This is a genomic window from Bradyrhizobium yuanmingense, assembly GCF_029167105.1.
Lineage (GTDB): Bacteria > Pseudomonadota > Alphaproteobacteria > Rhizobiales > Xanthobacteraceae > Bradyrhizobium > Bradyrhizobium yuanmingense_A.
The window spans coordinates 20,167-37,003 of record NZ_JARFML010000043.1 but is presented as its reverse complement, the minus strand read 5'-3'; the positions used below and the strand labels follow the sequence as shown (position 1 = coordinate 37,003).

The window sequence follows — 16,837 nt, the reverse complement described above, 5'->3', positions numbered from 1 at the left end:
CAAATCTGGACCTTGGCGATGATGGTCGAGCGAGATCGCAAACAGCGGTCTCGCTCTTTTCGTCTCGGCGAGACATCGCTCTCTCATTCTGTCCGCGGCCTGAAGCAGTTGAGCGGCTCGGCTCTTGCCAAGTAAGCCGTCGCATCAGCCCGCCGGGACGGTCTGCCCACGCGGATGGCGGGCCATCGCAATCATGCGCAGCGCCATTACGATGAGCAGCGGAAGCAGGAAGGCGGCATAGAGCGGCATCGTCGGCACGCGCTTGCCGAACGAGACCATGAACTGGAGCCAGAGGTAATAGCCGCCCACAAGGTGCAGGGCCCGCCAGGCGCGCGGGCCGATCAGTGCGGCGGTACGGTCGAACGACGTCGCGCTCATGGCGATGATGAAGCCGTAGCCGATGCCGCCGAAGATGTAGGAGGCCGCCGAGGTGGCCTCGGCAAATCCGGCCGGATCCATCCCGGCAAACGTCATGATCGCCGCCGCGTGGATGGCGTGGGAGGCCGCGAAGCTAAGGCCCAGATAGCGGCGGTTGCGCCTTTGCCAGCGCGTCCAGGCATTGGGCCACAGCCGCGCCAGCGCCACGGCGCTGAAGGCGAGGCAGAACAACAGGAGCGAGCTTCGCGCCGTGAAGCGGATCACCATCCGAACGCCCTCGACCTCGAACTGCCGCATCGAGGCGATCCATAGGCTGAGGGCGACGAGGCTCAAGCAGAGGACGGCCAGCAGGCGCCAGCCTTCGAGCCAGCTTCGACCTTCGGACATGGCGATCTCCCTCTCTATGTAATCGACGATTACATTTGGCAGTGAACGCGCCGTCAATGGTGTAATCATTGCTTACATTCACGTTCGGGTGAGGCTAGAAGAATCCATGCCTGTCCGTCCTCCGTCCAAGCGGCGCGCCCGCCGCCCTGCCACCGAAGCCCGGCCGTACCATCACGGCGACCTCCGCCGCGTGTTGATCGATGCTGCGCTGCAACTCGCGGCGGAAGGCGCCGAAGTCTCGGTACGGGAGGCCGCGCGCCGGGCCGCGGTGTCGCCGGGGGCGCCGTTCCGACACTTTCCCAAGCGCGATGCGCTCATGGCGGCCGCGGCCGAGGAGGCGCAGCGGCGCTTTCGCGCCGAGATCGATGCGGCGCTGCGCGAGGCTCCGGCCGCCGCCCCGCTCGCCCGCTTCCGCGCCTTCGGTCTCGCCTATTTGCGTTGGGCCCTGCGCAATCCCGCGCATTTCGAGATCATCTCGACCGGGCGCTATTTTGCCCATGGCAGCTCGCCGGACCTGACACGAGACAACGCCGAGCTGATCGCGCTGACAGAGCAGATGCTGGCCGATGCGGCAGAGCAAGGCCTGCTGCGGTCGGCCGACCTCAAGCGCACCCAGATCGCCGGGCGCGCCCTCGTCTACGGTTTCGCCCGAATGAACCTCGACGGCCATTTCCCGCGCTGGGGCGTCGGGGAGGGCGAGATCGAGCGGATGGCGGAGGGGGTGATCGACCTGTTCATCGCAGGTATCGCAAAGCCCTAGCGGGCCAGCGGCTCTGGTCGATGCCGTACGGCGCAGCCCGCTAACATTAAGCGAAGGTCGGACCGCGCCGCGCGTTGCCTCTCCTTGACCATTCCGTTACAGTTTTATGACACGGTGCAGGCTTCCGGCTGCTCCGGACGCCCTGGCTGTTTTTAGGTCGGCCAGCCAGGCTTGGCATCACCGCGCCGGACCAGAAGTTGCGTGTCGTCGATGGCGTCCGCGCCCAATCCAGGTCCTTCTGCCACGACGGCCGTGCTGGCGAGCGTCGCCGCGCTCGGCATCTGGCGGCTGCTCGCAGTTGCAGCGCCGCATCTGGCGGCACTCGCCCTGATGTACGAGACCGAGACCGATTTCGGCTCGCGCCTGTCCTTCGCGCTGGCCTGGGGCATCCTCAACTTCTTCTGGATCACGCTGCTGCGTCGCCCCGCGCTGTCGGGTGCGCTGTCGCTGACCATGGTGGTCGTGCTGGTGCTGCTGTCGCGGCTCAAGCACGACGTCGTGCAGATGACGGTCAACTTCATCGACCTGATGATGATCGACCGCGACTCCGTCGCGTTCCTTTTCACGATCTTCCCGAATCTGCGCTGGTCGGTGATCCTGGCCGGTCTCGTCACGCTGCCGCTGATGTATGCGCTGTGGTGGCTCGATCCGTTCCGCATCCGCCGCCTGCCGGCGCTCGCCTGCAAGCTCGCCTGCCTCGCCGCCCTGGTCGGCTATTCGCTCTATCACCCGGACGAGGCCTGGCGCGGCTATTACGATGACGGCTATCTCTCGAAATTCTTCCGCTCGGGCGTCACGGCCGTCTCCGACTTTGCGCAGTACGGCTTCATGGAGGCGTCTGCTTCGACTGGCGAGCGGCTCAACATGCCGCTGGTCGATGCCTGCCACCCGGCGGGCCGCCGGCCCAACATCATCTTGATCCATGATGAATCGAGCTTCGACATCCGCGCCGCCCAGGGCATCAAGGTGCCGCCGCGCTATGGCGACCATTTCAAATCGTGGGACGGCAAGCAGCGCACATTCCTTGCCGAGAGCAATGGCGGGCCGAGCTGGTTCACCGAATACAACGTGTTCGCTGGGCTCTCCTCGCGTTCGTTCGGCCGCTTCGCCTATTTCGTCACGCGCATCGCCTCGAACCGGGTCGAGCGCGGGCTGCCGCTGGCGCTGCGTCGCTGCGGCTACGACACGCTGTCGCTCTATCCCGCCCATGGCGGCTTCATGGGCGCGCGCAGCTTCCAGATGACGACGGGAATCGAGCGCTTCCTCGATTCCAAGGATCTCGGCGCCAAGGACGTCGAGCCCGACAGCTTCTTCTACGACAAGGCGCTTCAGCTGATCGGCCAGCAGCCGCCGAACAAGCCGCTGTTCGCTTTCATCTATCTCGGTGCCAACCACTTCCCCTGGGAAACCCGCTTCCGTCCCGATCTGCTGCCGAATTGGCGCGCGCCGGGCAATCTGCCGTCCATCGATGAATATCTGCGCCGCCAGACCATGAGTGCCGAGCAGTACAAGGCGTTCGTGGCCGGCTTGAAGAAGACCTTTCCCGGCGAGCCCTTCCTGATCGTGCGGTACGGCGATCATCAGCCGGAGTTTGCGGCTGCCATCCTCGAGCCCGGGCTCGACGAGGGCGCGATCGGCAAGAAGCTCGACGCCTACGATGCGCGCCTCTACGCGACCTATTACGCCATCGACGCCATCAATTTCGAGCCGGTCGGAAGCCAGGCCGTGATGGACACGATCGACGGTCCCTATCTGCCGCTGGTTGTTCAGGAAGCCGCCGGCATCCCGCTCGACCCGTCCTTCGCCGAGCAGAAGGAGATCATGCTCCGCTGCAAGGGCATCTTTTACGGCTGCAAGGATGGCGCCGAGGCGCGGCGGCTGAACCGGCTGCTGATCGACGCAGGGATGATCCGGGGACTGTAGCCCTTATCGCCCGCCCACCTTCTCCCACAGCCACCTCGCCACCGCATCCGGTGATGAATTCGCATCATTGCCGCTGGCGCGCAGGTTCGCCTCGCGCATGGTGGCGATGTCGATCTTGCCGAGCAATGGCTTGAGCGCCGCCTGCAGTCGCGCGTCACCGGCACGCTTCGGCGCAAGCAGCAGGATGGCGTCGTAGGGCGGGATCGCGCGTTTGGGATCGTCGAGCGCTGTGAGCTCGTATTTGGCGATCAGGCCGTCGCTGGTGTAACCGGCGATGACGTCGACCTCGCCGCTGGCCACGGCCGCATACATGAAGTCCGGTTGCATCTGGCGCTGGGCGCGGAACTGCAGCCCATAGGCCTTTTGCAGCGCTGCCCATTCGGGGCGCGAGAAGAACTCGTAGTCGCCGGCAATCGACAGCGTTGCCGAATGTGCGGCGAGATCGGCGACGGTTCGGATGCCGAGCGCATCGGCGCGTCGTCTTGGCATCACCAGCGCATAGGCGTTCTCGAAGCCGAGCTCGCCGAGCAGGGTGATGTCGTCCTTGGCGAGCGCCGCCTTCAATTCCGCCACCAGCTCGGCGCGCGGCTTGATGTCGGTGCGATGCAGCTGGTTGGCCCAGAGCGTACCGGAATAGTCGACATAGAGATCGATGTCGCCGGCCTTCAGCGCCCCGAAGACCACGCTGGAGCCGAGGCCGGAGCGCGCGGTCGCCGCGAGGCCCGCCGCCTGGAGGCGGTCCCTCATCAACGCCGACAGCACATATTGCTCAGCGAAAGTTTTGGCGCCGACCACATAGCCTGACGACGAGCGCCCCATGGTCGGCACCAGCGTTGCTGCGACCAGCGCCGCGATTCCGAGCGCCCCGAGGCCGCTGCGCGCGCGGCTGCGGCGGCGCAGGCCGCTCTCGATCAGGCCGAGCAACTGGTCGACTGCGAGCGCGAGCAGGGCGGAAGCCACGCAGCCGAACAGCACGAATACCCAGTTCTGGGTCTGGAGGCCGGCGAAGATGTAATTGCCGAGACTGGTCTGTCCGATCGGCGTCGACAGCGTTGCGGTGCCGATCACCCACACCGCCGCGGTGCGGATGCCGGCCATCATCACCGGCAGCGCGAGCGGCAGCTCGACGATCAGCAGCGATTGCCGCGCGGTCATGCCGACGCCCTCGGCAGACTCGATCAGCGCGGGATCGATGCCGTTGAGGCCGGTGATGCCGTTGCGCAGCACCGGCAGCATCGAATACAGCGCCAGCGCCAGCATCGCCGGCAGGAAGCCGAACGCGGAGAAGGATACGCCGAACCAGGCCAGCGTGACGGAAGCAGCCAGCAGCAGCAGCGGATAGAACAGCGCGAGCAGCGCCAGCCCGGGTACGGTCTGCACGATGCTGGCCAACGCGAGCAGGATGCCGCGTGGCGCCGGACGATTGCGCGTCAAGATCGCCAGCGGCAGGCTCACCGCGAGGCCGAGCGCGAGCGCGGCAAGACTCACCCGCACATGGTTGCCAAGGTAGTCCGGCAGATGCGCCAGCGCCTCGCCCCAGCGCGGATCGGTGAAGAGGCTCATGCCGCACCGCCCGTCGGCAGCAACGCATTCAGTCGCTCGACCTGGCGCCGCGGGGTACGCAACAGTTCGAGCACGTAATCGTCGCTGCTATTCGAGAGCTCCGCAGCCGTACCTTGTGCGAGCAATCGTCCCCCGCGCATCACCGCGATGCGGTCGGCGAGCAGGATCGCCTCTGTCATGTCATGGGTGATCATCACGGTGGTCAGGCCGAGCTTGCGGTGCAGCGCGCGATAATCGTCACCGAGCGCATCGCGGGTGAGGGGATCGAGCGCGCCGAACGGCTCGTCCATCAGCACGAGGCGGGGTCTTGCCGCGAGCGCCCGCGCCACGCCGACGCGCTGGCGCTCGCCGCCGGAGAGCGCCTCGGGCAGCCGGTCGCGATGCTTTGCGCGGTCGAGCTGGACGAGCTCCAGCAGTTCGTCGACGCGCCCTGCAACGGCCGTTTCCGGCTGGCCGAGCAGCTTCGGCGTGATGCCGATATTGTCGGCGACGCTCAGATGCGGAAACAGGCCGCCGCTCTGGAAGACGTAACCGATCCGCCGCCGCAGCGCGACCGGATCGACATTCCGCACGTCCTCGCCTTCAACGGTGATGGTGCCGCTATCGGCCTCGATCAGCCGGTTGGCGAGCCGCAGCAGCGTGGTCTTGCCCGAGCCCGAGCCGCCGACGACGGCCACAAACTCACCCTCGACGATGTCGAGCGACACGTTATCGACGGCTGCAAGGGAGCCGAAGCGCTTGGTGACGTGCTGGTAGCTGATCGCCGGCTTGGAAGACATCGCAGGTGAGCTCTCTCTTCTCTTACCCTCCCGCTCCAGGGACCCCTCCAGGGGAGGGTAAGAGCGCGGCAGCACAGCATGCGTAGCACGCCCGGCGCCTCGATTGAACTTGGCCGCGCGAGCGGCTAAGGCATCGGCCTGAGTTGGAGGAAGCACATGACGACGCCCACGGCAGTGGCGCTGGAAGATGCCAAGGTTGCGTTCCGGCTGGGGGACGGCCGGGTCTATACGGCGGTGGAGAAGGCCCATCTTGCGGTGGCACAGGGCGAGTTTGTCGCCATTGTCGGGCCCACAGGGTGCGGAAAATCGACGCTGCTTAACGTCGCGGCGGGCCTGCTCAAACCCGCCGCGGGCAGGGTCAGGATCTTCGACCAGCCATTGGCGGGGCTGAATCGGGATGCCGGCTATTTGTTCCAGGCTGATGCGCTGTTCCCCTGGAAGACTGCGCTCGACAATGTCGCCATCGGGCTCGAGGTCAAGGGCACGCCGCGCACGGAGGCCTTGTCGCAGGCGCAGAAATGGCTGACCGCCGTCGGCCTCGGCGCCTTCGCGAACCGCTATCCGCACATGCTTTCGGGCGGCCAGCGCAAGCGCGTGGCGCTGGCGCAGGTGCTGATCCGCGATCCGAAGATCCTGTTGATGGACGAGCCGTTCGGGCCGCTCGATGCGCAGACGCGCCAGGTGATGGGCAATCTGCTGCTCGATCTGTGGAGTGCCGACCGCAAGGCCGTGCTGTTCGTCACCCACGATCTCGAAGAGGCCATCGCGCTCGCCGACCGCGTCGTGATCATGTCGGCGGGGCCGTCCTCGCGCATCATCGGCGACTGGCGCGTCGGCCTGGCCCGCCCGCGCGACATTTTCGAGGTGCGCCTCGACAAGGAATTCCATGCGCTCCATCGCGAGATCTGGAGCGTGCTGAAGGACGAGGTGATGAAGGGATACGCACAGTCCACCCAGGCGGCGGAGGTGGTCTGATGTCGCGCACGACGCTGTTTGCGCTGCAGGTTCTGGTCGCTGTCGTGGGCCTGGTGCTGTGGCAGGTGCTGTCGACTGTCCCGGTGTTCGGCAAGATCCTGCTGCCGCCGTTCTTCTTCTCCAACCCCGTCGACGTGTTCAGCCAGATCGTGAAATGGTTCGCCTCCGGCGTGATCTGGAAGCACCTCGGCATCACGCTCGCGGAATCGATCCTCGCCTTCGTGATCGGATCGCTCGGCGGGGTGCTGGTCGGCTTCTGGTTCGCGCGCCAGCCGCTGGTCGCCGCGGTGTTCGACCCCTATGTGAAGATGGTCAACGCCCTGCCGCGTGTCGTGCTGGCGCCGATCTTCGCGCTGTGGCTCGGGCTCGGCATCTGGTCCAAGGTCGCGCTCGGCGTCACCCTGGTGTTCTTCATTGTCTTTTTCAATGTCTATCAGGGTGTCAAGGAGGTCAGCCGGACCGTGCTCGACAATGGCCGCATGCTCGGCATGAGCGAGCGGCAGTTGATGCAGCATGTCTATTGGCCGTCGGCGCTGTCATGGATGTTCTCGTCGCTTCATACCTCCGTCGGCTTTGCCGTGGTCGGCGCGGTGGTCGGCGAATATCTGGGATCGGCGGCCGGGCTCGGCTATCTGATCCAGCAGGCCGAGGGCATCTTCGATGTCGCCGGCGTGTTCGCCGGCATGTTCGTGCTGTCGGCCTTCGTCATCCTGATCGATTTCGGTGTCACCTTGGTGGAGCGGCGCCTCCTGGTGTGGCGGCCGGCCGCGTCGGACGGGCGGGGGTAGGAAGCAGGTCTATTTGATCGCGTCGACGATCCCGAACGTGCGTTGGACATGCTGTTGCGTCGAGGGGCTGATGGCTAGCCCGCTCAGGCGGAGCTTCTCAAGCCAGCCCCGCTGCTCTATGGTGCCGGCGGCCGAACGGAGGAAACCAATGAAGAACACGATTGCCAGGCTCGCCGGCGCACTGCTCGCGCTGACGCTCACCACTTCGCTTGCCGCGGCGCAAAGCAAGGTCACCATCGCGGTCGGCGGCGGCTCCTGCCTGTGCTATCTGCCGACGGTACTGGCCAAGCAGCTCGGCGAATACGAGAAGGCCGGCGTCAGTGTCGAGCTCGTCGACCTCAAGGGCGGCTCGGATGCGCTCAAAGCCGTGCTCGGCGGCAGCGCCGACGTGGTCTCCGGCTATTTCGACCATTGCGTCAATCTCGCCGCCAAGAAGCAGGAGCTGCAATCCTTCGTGGTCTATGACCGCTATCCCGGCCTCGTCCTGGTGGTCGCGCCCTCGCGCACCAACGACATCAAGTCGGTCAAGGATCTCGCCGGCAAGAAGGTCGGCGTCAGTGCGCCCGGCTCCTCCACCGACTTCTTCCTGAAATACATGCTCAAGAAGAACGGGCTCGATCCCACCAGCGTCGCCGTGATCGGGGTGGGCCTCGGGGCCACCGCGGTGGCCGCGATGGAGCAGGGCCAGATCGATGCGGCGGTGATGCTCGATCCGTCCGTGACCGTGCTGCAGGGCAGCCACAAGGATCTGCGTATCCTCTCGGACACCCGTACCCAGAAAGACACGCTGGAGACGTTCGGCGGCGAATATCCGGGCGGCGCGCTGTATTCGACCGTGGCCTGGATCAACGGCCATGAGAAGGAGGCGCAGGCGCTCACCAATGCGATTCTCGCCACGCTCGCCTGGATCCATTCGCATACGCCGGAGGAGATCATGGCGAAGATGCCCGAGCAGACCGTCGGCAAGAACAAGGACCTCTATCTTGCCGCACTGAAGAATACGATCCCGATGTATTCCGAGACCGGCAAGATGGACCCGAAGGGTGCGGACGCCGTGCTTGCAGTGTTCAGCGTCGGCTCGCCCGAAGTGGCGAACGCCAAGATCGACGTCAGCAAGACCTTCACCAACAAATTCGTCGAGCAGGCCAAGAAGACAACGGGGAGCGCCAAATAGCCGACGCGATGGCGTGGTATCAGGCGTCATGACGTCACCGGTCATACATCGCGTCGCGACGCTCGATCTTGCGGTGCGGCCGATCGTCTGGCCGTTCGCCGAGGAACGGCGCGCCGAGATCGCGGCGCATTTCGCCGAGAAGCAGCGCGAGCGGCCGAGAATCTGGAACGGCCGCGTCCTGCTCGGGCGCGACGCCGTGTTCAACGACGGTCACCTGACGGCGACCTATTTCGAGACGGATTTTGCAAGCTTCCTCGCCTGGCGCGACTGGGGCTTTCCCGACAAGGCCGTGTTCAACGGCTTCGGCATGGGCGCGCTGCGCGCCTCCGACGGCGCCTTCATCATGGGCGAGATGGCGCCCCACACCGCCAATGCGGGCCGCATCTATTTCCCCTCGGGAACGCCTGATCTCGACGATGTCAGCGACGGCGCGCTCGATATTCCCGGCAGTGTCGTCCGCGAGCTCGGCGAGGAGACCGGCCTGACCGCGGCCGACTGTCGGATCGAGCCGGGCTGGCATTGCGTGGTCACGGGCCCGACGATCGCGATGTTGCAGGTCATCAACCTGGACATGCCGGGCGATGTGGCTCGCGCCCGGATCGAAGCCAACCTTGCGCGCGAGACCGAGCCGGAGCTGTCCGCCATTCATCTCGTCCGCGGGACCAGCGATCTCAGGCCGTCCATGCCGCGATTTGTCACGGCCTTCGTCGAGCAGCAGTTCGCAGCGCGCTGATGCGCGAGGCTTGACATCGCCGCGCGCAGCCCATGTGATGGGCCGAAGAATTGCACCAAGAATGCAATGCACAAATCGTCCAGGGAGGTTTTGATGCGCCTGCGCATGGCTGCCCGCTTGGTACGTGGGCTGTTGGTCGCGATATCAGCGACGGGCTTGGCGGCGTCCGCCGAGGCCCAAGAGAAAGCTCAAGAGAAAAAGCTCAAGATCGGCGTCATCTACGATCTGACCGGCCCGCTCGCCGGCGGCGGTTCGGAGCTGCAATATACCGGCGCAAGGATCATGCTGGATCAGTACAGCGCGAAAGACGTCGAAGGCTACAAGATCGAGGCGATCTATGCCGATGCTCAGAGCAAGCCGGATATCGCCATCAATGAAGCGATCCGTTTGATCGAGCAGGAAAAGGTCGACATGCTGCTCGGCTTCTTCTCCTCGGCGCAATGCGTGCCGGTGGCAGCGCGGGTCGAGCAGCTGAAGAAGTTCATGTGGATCACGACCTGCATTTCGTCGGCGGTGCTGGAGAACAAGAACTACAAATACGTGTTTCGCCCGCAGGCCTCCGGCGACCAGTTCGGCATGATGACGATGGACTTCATCGCGCAGAACGCGAAGGAAAAGCTGGGCAAGGACCCGAAGGACCTGCGGGTCGCCATCATCCACGAGGACGGCGCCTACGGCGTCGACGTTGCCAAAGGCAACGAGGCCGGTGCCAAGAAGGCCGGTTTCAACATCGTGCTCAGAGAGGGCTATTCGGCGACGGCCCCGGATCTGTCTGCGCTGGTCACCAAGCTGAAGCGGGCCAAGCCGGATGTGGTGTTCCATACCGGCTATAATCCCGACATCACCCTGTTGCTTCGGCAAGCCCGCGAACAGGGGCTGAAGTTCGGCGCACTGGTAGGTCATGGCGCCGGCTACGGGGTCTATGAGAAGTTGAAGGAAGGCCTGGGCGCCGACGTAAACTACGTCTTCAACACCGATCCGATTTCGATCTGGCTCGCCAACCAGAAGAGCATGGATCCGAAGCTGCCGCCGATCATCAAGGCGGTCGGCGAGGAGTTCGACAAGCGCAAGCCGGGCGTCGCCATCCGTTCGGCCCATGTCGGCATGGCTGCGTCGAACACCTATTTGTTCCTGAACGACGTGCTGCCGCGAGCGATCAAGAAATATGGCGGCGTCGATCCCGACTCCCTGCGCAAGGCAGCACTGGACACCGACATACCCGAAGGTGGCACCATGCTCGGCTTCGGCGTCAAATTCCACGGCGAGGGCTCGCCAATGGCCGGCCAGAACGAGCGCTCGTTCCCGGTCGTGATCCAATACGTCGACGACAAATCCTATGTGGTGTGGCCCAAGAGCCAGGCGCAGCGCGAGGCTGTGCTGCCGCTGCCCAAGGGCACCACCTACAGCAACCAGTAGCGGAGTTCTGCGGTGTTGGAAGTCAGCGGATTGGTGAAGCGGTTTGGCGGCTTCACCGCCGTGAACAACGTCTCGTTTCGGGTCGACCAGGGCGAGATCCTGGGCCTGATCGGCCCCAACGGCTCGGGCAAGAGCACGATCTTCAACATGCTCTCCGGCACGCTGGCGCCGACCTCCGGATCGATCCTGTTCGCCGGGCACGAGATCGCGGGCCTTGCGCCTCACCGGATCATCAACAGCGGCATCGGGCGGACCTTCCAGATCCCGCGGCCGTTCCGCCGCCTCAGCATTTTCGAGAACGTCGCGCTTGCCGGCTTCTACGGCCAGGGCCGCCACAGCCGCGCCAAGGCGGAGGAGGCGGCCGAGCGGTCGCTGGCGATGGTCGGCCTGCCGACCGACCGCCATGCCAGCGTCGATGGGCTCGGCGCGGCGGGGCTGAAGAAGCTCGAGCTGGCGAAGGCCCTCGCCACCGCGCCGAAGTTGTTGCTCGCCGACGAGAGCCTCGGCGGGCTCGACGAGGCCGAGATGGATCAGGCCGCGGACATGCTGCGCAATATCCGCGACGAGCTCGGCATCACCATCATCTGGGTCGAGCACATCATGGGCGTCCTGATGCGCGTCGTCGACCGCGTCATGGTGCTCGATCACGGCGAGAAGATCTCGGAAGGCCTGCCGAGCGCGGTCGCCGGCGATCCGCGCGTCATCGAGGTCTATCTCGGCACCGATGCCGAGACCACGCAGGCCGCGGCCGCCGAAGTGCGCCGCCGCGCAGGGGGGTAGGCGATGCTGGAGCTTCGCGGCGTCAATGCCGGCTATGGCACCTTCCAGGCGCTGTTCGACGTCAATCTGGACGTGAAGGCCGGCGAAGCCGTTGGCGTGATCGGCCCCAACGGCGCCGGCAAGACCACCTTGATGCGCGTCATCTCCGGCCTGATCCGTCCGTCGCGCGGATCGATCAAGATGGAGGGCGTCGACCTGGTGGCGACGCCGTCGCACAAGATCGTCAGCCTCGGCATTGCGCATGTGCCGGAGAACCGGCGGCTGTTTCCGCAGCTCACGGTTGACGACAATCTCAAGATGGGCGCCTTCATGAAGGAGGCGCGGGACCGCTACGCCGAGCGCCTCGAGGTCGTGTTCGAGCTGTTTCCGCGTCTGAAGGAGCGCCGCCACCAGATGGCCGGCACCATGTCCGGCGGTGAGCAGCAGATGTGCGCGATCGGCCGCGCGATGATGTCCAATCCGAAGCTGTTGCTGCTCGACGAGCCCTCGGCGGGGCTCGCGCCGGTGGTGGTGCAGCAGGTGTTCGAGCTGGTGAAGCGGATCCGTGCCAGCGGGCTGACCGTGCTGATCGTCGAGCAGAACGTGCAGCAGGTGCTCAAGGTGGTCGACCGCGCCTATCTGATCGAAGCGGGTACGATCCGCGCGTCCGGCACGTCGGCCGAGATGCTGGCGAGCGACACGGTCAAGGAAGCTTATCTCGGGGTGTGATGGGCATGCAGGCGTTCCTGGACGTATTCGACATCTATCTGCTGGAGGCCGTCATCAACGGCATTCTGCTCGGCGGCGTGCTGGCGCTTCTTGCGCTCGGGCTCAACCTGATCTTCGGTGTCATCGACGTGACCTGGATCTGCTATGCCGAGCTCGTCATGATCGGCATGTACGGCATGTATTTCATGGTGCAATATTACGGCGTCAGCTATTTCGTCGCTGCCCCGCTCACTATCCTGCTGGTTGCCGTGCTTGGTGCGGCGCTGCACTACCTCGTCATCGCGCCGCTGCTGACCGCGCCACCGATCAACCAGCTGCTCGCGACCGGCGGGGTGCTGTTCGTGCTACAGAGCTTTGCCACCGTTGCCTTCGGCATCGACTTCCGCAATCTCGGCATCCGCCTGCCGGTGCTCGCCTTCGGCGACATGAATTTCAGCTACGCACGACTGCTTTCGTTCGTCGCCGCGCTGGTCGGCATGGTCGCGGTCTATCTGTTCATGACGCGCACCTTCACCGGCACTGCGATCCGTGCCATCTCGCAGGACCGCCAGATCATGGCGCTGATGGGCGTCGACACCAAGCGGATCTACTTGATCACGTCGGCGCTCGGCGGCGCGCTCGCCGGCCTCGCCGCCTGCCTCCTGGTGCTGCAATACGACGTGCATCCCTTCGTCGGCCTGTCCTTCGGGCCGATCACCTTCCTGATCTGCGTGCTCGGCGGCCTCGGCAATTTCATCGGCGGCTTCATCGCCGCCTTCGTGTTCGCCGAGATCATCTCGCTCGGGGGCCTGTTCTCCGACCTCGAATGGGGCTATGTGCTGGCCTTCGCGTTCTTCATCGTCATGATGTTCATCCGGCCCGCGGGCCTGCTTGCGAGGCGCCGATGATGGGGCAGGGGCGGTTTGCTGCATGGGGCGTGGGGCTGGCGGCGCTGGTCGCGCTGCCCTTCGTCTATCGCGATCCCTATCATCTGCACATCCTGGTGCTGATCCTGATCTGGTCGTTCGCCTATACGTCCTGGTCGATGATGGGGAGGTTCGGCCTCGTCTCGCTCGGCCATGGCGGCTTCATGGGGATCGGCGCTTACGTCACCGCGCTGTTGTGGAATCACGCAGGCCTGTCGCCCTGGATCGGCATTCCCATCAGCATGGCGGCGGCCGGCGCGCTGGCGATGATCGTCGGCTATCCCTGCTTCCGCTTTCGTATCACCGGGCACTATTTCGTGCTGGTGACGCTGGCGCTGTCAGGCATCGTGCTCCAGGTCATCACCGCGACGCGCGACTATACCGGCGGCTCGCTCGGCTACACCCCGAACCGCGCGTCCGGCAACAGGCTGCTGGCGCTGCAATTCGACGACAAGACGACCTGGTACCTGATCGCGCTTGCGGTCTGGCTGTTCGGCATCGTGGTCTGGCACTGGGTCGACCGCAGCATGGCGCGTTATGCGCTGGAGGCGATCTCGGAGGACGAGGATGCTGCGGCCGCGGCCGGTGTCGACGTCACCGCCGAGAAGCTGAAGATCACGCTGCTCAGCGCGGTGATGACGGCTCTGGCGGGCGCGATCTACTGCCAGTACCAGATGTTCATCACGCCCGACACGGTCAGCGGCATCGCGGTCTCTCTGCAGATGGTGTTCGCCGCGATCGTCGGCGGCCTGTTCGTCTCGCTCGGCCCGACCGTCGGCGCCATCATCACCATCCTGCTGGCGGAAACGCTGCGCATCGGATTCGGCACCAAGGCGGTCGGCTGGGACAATCTCGTCTACGGCGTGCTGCTCGTGCTCTTCATCATATTCCTTCCCAAGGGCATCCTTGGTAGCTTGCTCGACCGATTGAAGTTGCAACGCAAGGTGCCCCGCGCTCATGAGCAAAAAGCCGTCCAAGTCGCTCGCCCAGGAGCTTGACCGCTACATCACGCCGTTTCGCTACGATGGCTCGGGCAAGTTTCACCTCAAGGACCACAAGACCGACGAGAAGGGCGATCTCGACAAGGAGAAGGCGCAGGCGATCCTCGACGCCAACAAGAAACGGCTGATCGCGTTTCAGGAGAAGCTCTACGCGCAGGACCGCTGGTCGCTCCTGATCGTGTTCCAGGCGATGGACGCCGCCGGCAAGGACTCCGCGATCAAGGCGATCTTCGAGGGCATCAATCCGCAGGGCTGCGAGGTCACGGCCTTCAAGGCGCCGAGCAGCAAGGAGCTCGACCACGACTTCCTCTGGCGTCACGCGGTCGCGCTGCCCGAGCGCGGCCATATCGGCATCTTCAACCGCTCGCATTACGAGGAATGCCTGGTGACGCGCGTGCATCCCGAGATTCTCGCCAAGGAGAAGCTGCCGCCAAAGCTCGTGACCAAGAACATCTGGAAGGAGCGGTTCGAGGACATCTCCGCCTTCGAGCGCTATCTCTGCCGTAACGGCACCGTGGTGCTGAAGTTCTTCCTCAACATCTCCAAGGAAGAGCAGCGCGAGCGCTTCCTCGCGCGGCTGGACGATCCGGCCAAGCAGTGGAAGTTCTCCATGGACGACATCAGGGAGCGTGCGCTTTGGCCACGCTACCAGGCGGTCTACCAGGACATCGTCCGCCACACCGCGACCTCCCACGCGCCCTGGTACGTCGTGCCCGCCGACCACAAATGGTTCGCGCGCGTCGTGATCGGCTCGGTGATCAACGCCGAGCTGGAAAAGCTCGACCTGCGCTTCCCCCGCGCCGACAGGGCCTCGCTGGAGGAGTTCAAGCAGGTGCGCAAGGCGCTGGAGAAAGAAGGGACGGGAGGCAAGAGGCAAGCAAAGTGACAGCTGGCGGGACCACGAACTGCAAGAACGTCAACTTCGCGCTCCAGGGCGGCGGCGCGCACGGCGCCTTCGTCTGGGGCGTGCTCGACCAGGTGCTCGAGGACGGCAGGCTCGCGATCGAGGCGATCAGCGCGACCAGTGCCGGCGCGATGAATGCGGTCGCGATGGCCTCCGGCATGGCGCATGGGGGCGCGGAGGCCGCGCGGGAGAGCCTGCACGCATTCTGGTACGAAGTCTCGCGCATGGACATGGCGTACGATCTGATGTCGCCGCTGAACCAGTGGATCCAGGCCCTGAAGCTGCCGCCGGAATATCATCCGGTCCACGCATTCATCCATACGCTGACACACACGCTGCCGCCGAACCTGCTCAATCCCTTTCACTTCAATCCGCTCCGCGCGCTGCTGCAGCGCGTGATCGATTTCGACCGGCTCAATTCCTCGCCGGATGCGCCGCAGCTGTTTCTCAACGCCACCAACGTCCGCACCGGCAAGATCAAGGTGTTCCAGAGCCCGCTGCTGACGGCGGAGACCGTGCTCGCGTCGGCCTGCCTGCCGCCCTATTTCCAGGCCGTCGAGATCGATGGCGAGCATTACTGGGACGGCGGCTATCTCGGCAATCCCGCGATCTATCCGTTGATCTACCGCAAGGGCAGTCACGACGTGGTCATCGTGCAGGTGACGGCGATCCGGCGCGACGAGCTGCCGGGCAGCGCTGCCGATGTCCTGCACCGAATCAACGAGATCAGCTTCAATTCATCCTTGATGCGCGAGATGCGCGCGATCGCCTTCGCCACCCGGCTGATCGATGACGGCGAGCTCGACAGCAATAAGCACAGCCGCATGTACATGCATTGGATCGGCAACGACGCGTTGATGTCGCAGCTCGGCACGGCCACGCAGTTCCACCCCGAATGGAGCCTATTGTGCCGCCTGCGCGACGAGGGCCGCGCGGCGGCGCGAAGCTGGCTGGCGCGAAACTTCGACCAGATCGGAAAGGCCTCGACGGTCGACCTGACGGAGATGTTTCTCTAGGCGACCGAGCCGGCCAATGACAAAAAACGCGAAAAACAACCCCATGCACAGTAGCCAGGCATAGCGGAATCAATGGCTTATCCCGCTCATCATCCGTGATGCGGATTTCACGAAGTCAGGTTGCCTTGTCGGGCAAAACAGGGGCATGATGTCACCATGCCGGCTGTCTCGCTCAATGTCCTCGCCCGGCGCGCGCGTGCTCCTGATTGCCAGGTGCAGCAACTCACCATCGGGCGCAGCCGTCCAAGGAACTCGCGCGTTCAATTGTGATCCTTTGCGCCATTGATCCCGCTTGACAGTTTTGTGTCGCAGGAGGACCATGCCCGCGGTCGCAAACAAGCGACGCGCAACGTCCACCTCATGAGCAAGGGGAGGTCTATGACGCCACCTCCGCAAATCCAGCCGCGTTAATTGCGATGGAGCTCGTTCGGACTATCGCATAGCGGCAGAAACCGCGAACGGCACGCCGGGAGAAGGTTTAGCGGGCTGCATCAGTGAGGCAAAGCCCCTACCTTCCCGGCGCTGTATTTTGAGCCCGTCGATCGTGTCGGATTGCCGTGAAGGCCGCCGCAACAAAGTCCTTTGACACCCCGCATTCTTAATCCTCCTGTCGATCCGCACAGAGGTCTTGCGCGCGCTGCCTGATG

At 64.7% G+C, this 16,837-nt stretch carries 16 protein-coding genes; 13 read left to right on the top strand and 3 right to left on the bottom strand.

The window, feature by feature from the left end; all coding sequences use genetic code 11:
• Window positions 1–144: 144 nt before the first annotated feature.
• Complete coding sequence (locus P0R31_RS35420) at window positions 145–765, bottom strand: hypothetical protein (RefSeq protein WP_275519393.1); 621 nt, start codon at window positions 763–765, stop codon at window positions 145–147.
• Window positions 766–955: 190 nt separating this feature from the next.
• Here P0R31_RS35420 and P0R31_RS35415 point away from each other — a divergent pair, with 190 nt between their 5' ends.
• Window positions 956–1,525, top strand: a complete 570-nt coding sequence (locus P0R31_RS35415; RefSeq protein WP_275519437.1) for a TetR/AcrR family transcriptional regulator — start codon at window positions 956–958, stop codon at window positions 1,523–1,525.
• Window positions 1,526–1,735: 210 nt separating this feature from the next.
• On the top strand, window positions 1,736–3,448 hold the full coding sequence (locus tag P0R31_RS35410; protein WP_275519391.1) for a sulfatase-like hydrolase/transferase: 1,713 nt from the start codon (window positions 1,736–1,738) through the stop codon (window positions 3,446–3,448).
• Window positions 3,449–3,451: 3 nt separating this feature from the next.
• Here P0R31_RS35410 and P0R31_RS35405 read toward each other — a convergent pair whose 3' ends face one another.
• A complete protein-coding gene (locus tag P0R31_RS35405) occupies window positions 3,452–5,011 on the bottom strand; it encodes an ABC transporter permease/substrate-binding protein (protein WP_275519389.1) in 1,560 nt (519 codons plus the stop codon).
• Window positions 5,008–5,790, bottom strand: a complete 783-nt coding sequence (locus P0R31_RS35400) for an ABC transporter ATP-binding protein (RefSeq protein ID WP_275519387.1) — start codon at window positions 5,788–5,790, stop codon at window positions 5,008–5,010. The genes P0R31_RS35405 and P0R31_RS35400 overlap by 4 nt, the downstream gene beginning before the upstream one ends.
• A gap of 156 nt (window positions 5,791–5,946) precedes the next feature.
• Between P0R31_RS35400 and P0R31_RS35395 the strand changes: the two genes are divergently transcribed.
• From P0R31_RS35395 to P0R31_RS35345, 11 genes are all read left to right on the top strand, one after another.
• On the top strand, window positions 5,947–6,765 hold the full coding sequence (locus P0R31_RS35395; RefSeq protein WP_275519385.1) for an ABC transporter ATP-binding protein: 819 nt from the start codon (window positions 5,947–5,949) through the stop codon (window positions 6,763–6,765).
• Window positions 6,765–7,553, top strand: coding sequence for an ABC transporter permease (locus tag P0R31_RS35390; protein WP_275519383.1), 789 nt, complete (start codon window positions 6,765–6,767; stop codon window positions 7,551–7,553). The genes P0R31_RS35395 and P0R31_RS35390 overlap by 1 nt, the downstream gene beginning before the upstream one ends.
• 148 nt (window positions 7,554–7,701) lie before the next feature.
• Window positions 7,702–8,727: an ABC transporter substrate-binding protein gene (locus tag P0R31_RS35385; protein WP_036037483.1), complete on the top strand. Its 1,026-nt coding sequence runs from the start codon at window positions 7,702–7,704 to the stop codon at window positions 8,725–8,727.
• Window positions 8,728–8,755: 28 nt separating this feature from the next.
• On the top strand, window positions 8,756–9,460 hold the full coding sequence (locus tag P0R31_RS35380; protein WP_275519381.1) for an NUDIX hydrolase: 705 nt from the start codon (window positions 8,756–8,758) through the stop codon (window positions 9,458–9,460).
• A gap of 93 nt (window positions 9,461–9,553) precedes the next feature.
• Window positions 9,554–10,876, top strand: a complete 1,323-nt coding sequence (locus P0R31_RS35375) for an ABC transporter substrate-binding protein (protein ID WP_275519379.1) — start codon at window positions 9,554–9,556, stop codon at window positions 10,874–10,876.
• Window positions 10,877–10,888: 12 nt separating this feature from the next.
• Window positions 10,889–11,656 (top strand): ABC transporter ATP-binding protein, encoded by a 768-nt coding sequence (locus tag P0R31_RS35370; protein ID WP_275519377.1) that lies wholly within the window; start codon window positions 10,889–10,891, stop codon window positions 11,654–11,656.
• A gap of 3 nt (window positions 11,657–11,659) precedes the next feature.
• Window positions 11,660–12,364, top strand: a complete 705-nt coding sequence (locus tag P0R31_RS35365) for an ABC transporter ATP-binding protein (RefSeq protein WP_275519375.1) — start codon at window positions 11,660–11,662, stop codon at window positions 12,362–12,364.
• 5 nt (window positions 12,365–12,369) lie between these two features.
• On the top strand, window positions 12,370–13,251 hold the full coding sequence (locus tag P0R31_RS35360) for a branched-chain amino acid ABC transporter permease (protein WP_036006719.1): 882 nt from the start codon (window positions 12,370–12,372) through the stop codon (window positions 13,249–13,251).
• A complete protein-coding gene (locus P0R31_RS35355) occupies window positions 13,248–14,267 on the top strand; it encodes a branched-chain amino acid ABC transporter permease (protein WP_275519373.1) in 1,020 nt (339 codons plus the stop codon). The genes P0R31_RS35360 and P0R31_RS35355 overlap by 4 nt, the downstream gene beginning before the upstream one ends.
• Entirely contained in the window at window positions 14,227–15,156 is a 930-nt protein-coding gene (locus tag P0R31_RS35350; RefSeq protein ID WP_275519371.1) for a polyphosphate kinase 2 family protein, read from the top strand. The genes P0R31_RS35355 and P0R31_RS35350 overlap by 41 nt, the downstream gene beginning before the upstream one ends.
• Complete coding sequence (locus tag P0R31_RS35345) at window positions 15,153–16,190, top strand: patatin-like phospholipase family protein (protein ID WP_275519369.1); 1,038 nt, start codon at window positions 15,153–15,155, stop codon at window positions 16,188–16,190. The genes P0R31_RS35350 and P0R31_RS35345 overlap by 4 nt, the downstream gene beginning before the upstream one ends.
• Window positions 16,191–16,837: the final 647 nt, after the last annotated feature.

What these genes read in the sequence shown, in the direction of transcription:
- P0R31_RS35420 (WP_275519393.1), bottom strand. Translation starts at nt 765, where the DNA reads ATGTCCGAAGGTCGAAGCTGGCTCGAAGGCTGGCGCCTGCTGGCCGTC.
- P0R31_RS35410 (WP_275519391.1), top strand. Translation starts at nt 1,736, where the DNA reads ATGGCGTCCGCGCCCAATCCAGGTCCTTCTGCCACGACGGCCGTGCTG.
- P0R31_RS35405 (WP_275519389.1), bottom strand. Translation starts at nt 5,011, where the DNA reads ATGAGCCTCTTCACCGATCCGCGCTGGGGCGAGGCGCTGGCGCATCTG.
- P0R31_RS35400 (WP_275519387.1), bottom strand. Translation starts at nt 5,790, where the DNA reads ATGTCTTCCAAGCCGGCGATCAGCTACCAGCACGTCACCAAGCGCTTC.
- P0R31_RS35395 (WP_275519385.1), top strand. Translation starts at nt 5,947, where the DNA reads ATGACGACGCCCACGGCAGTGGCGCTGGAAGATGCCAAGGTTGCGTTC.
- P0R31_RS35390 (WP_275519383.1), top strand. Translation starts at nt 6,765, where the DNA reads ATGTCGCGCACGACGCTGTTTGCGCTGCAGGTTCTGGTCGCTGTCGTG.
- P0R31_RS35385 (WP_036037483.1), top strand. Translation starts at nt 7,702, where the DNA reads ATGAAGAACACGATTGCCAGGCTCGCCGGCGCACTGCTCGCGCTGACG.
- P0R31_RS35380 (WP_275519381.1), top strand. Translation starts at nt 8,756, where the DNA reads ATGACGTCACCGGTCATACATCGCGTCGCGACGCTCGATCTTGCGGTG.
- P0R31_RS35375 (WP_275519379.1), top strand. Translation starts at nt 9,554, where the DNA reads ATGCGCCTGCGCATGGCTGCCCGCTTGGTACGTGGGCTGTTGGTCGCG.
- P0R31_RS35365 (WP_275519375.1), top strand. Translation starts at nt 11,660, where the DNA reads ATGCTGGAGCTTCGCGGCGTCAATGCCGGCTATGGCACCTTCCAGGCG.
- P0R31_RS35360 (WP_036006719.1), top strand. Translation starts at nt 12,370, where the DNA reads ATGCAGGCGTTCCTGGACGTATTCGACATCTATCTGCTGGAGGCCGTC.
- P0R31_RS35355 (WP_275519373.1), top strand. Translation starts at nt 13,248, where the DNA reads ATGATGGGGCAGGGGCGGTTTGCTGCATGGGGCGTGGGGCTGGCGGCG.
- P0R31_RS35350 (WP_275519371.1), top strand. Translation starts at nt 14,227, where the DNA reads ATGAGCAAAAAGCCGTCCAAGTCGCTCGCCCAGGAGCTTGACCGCTAC.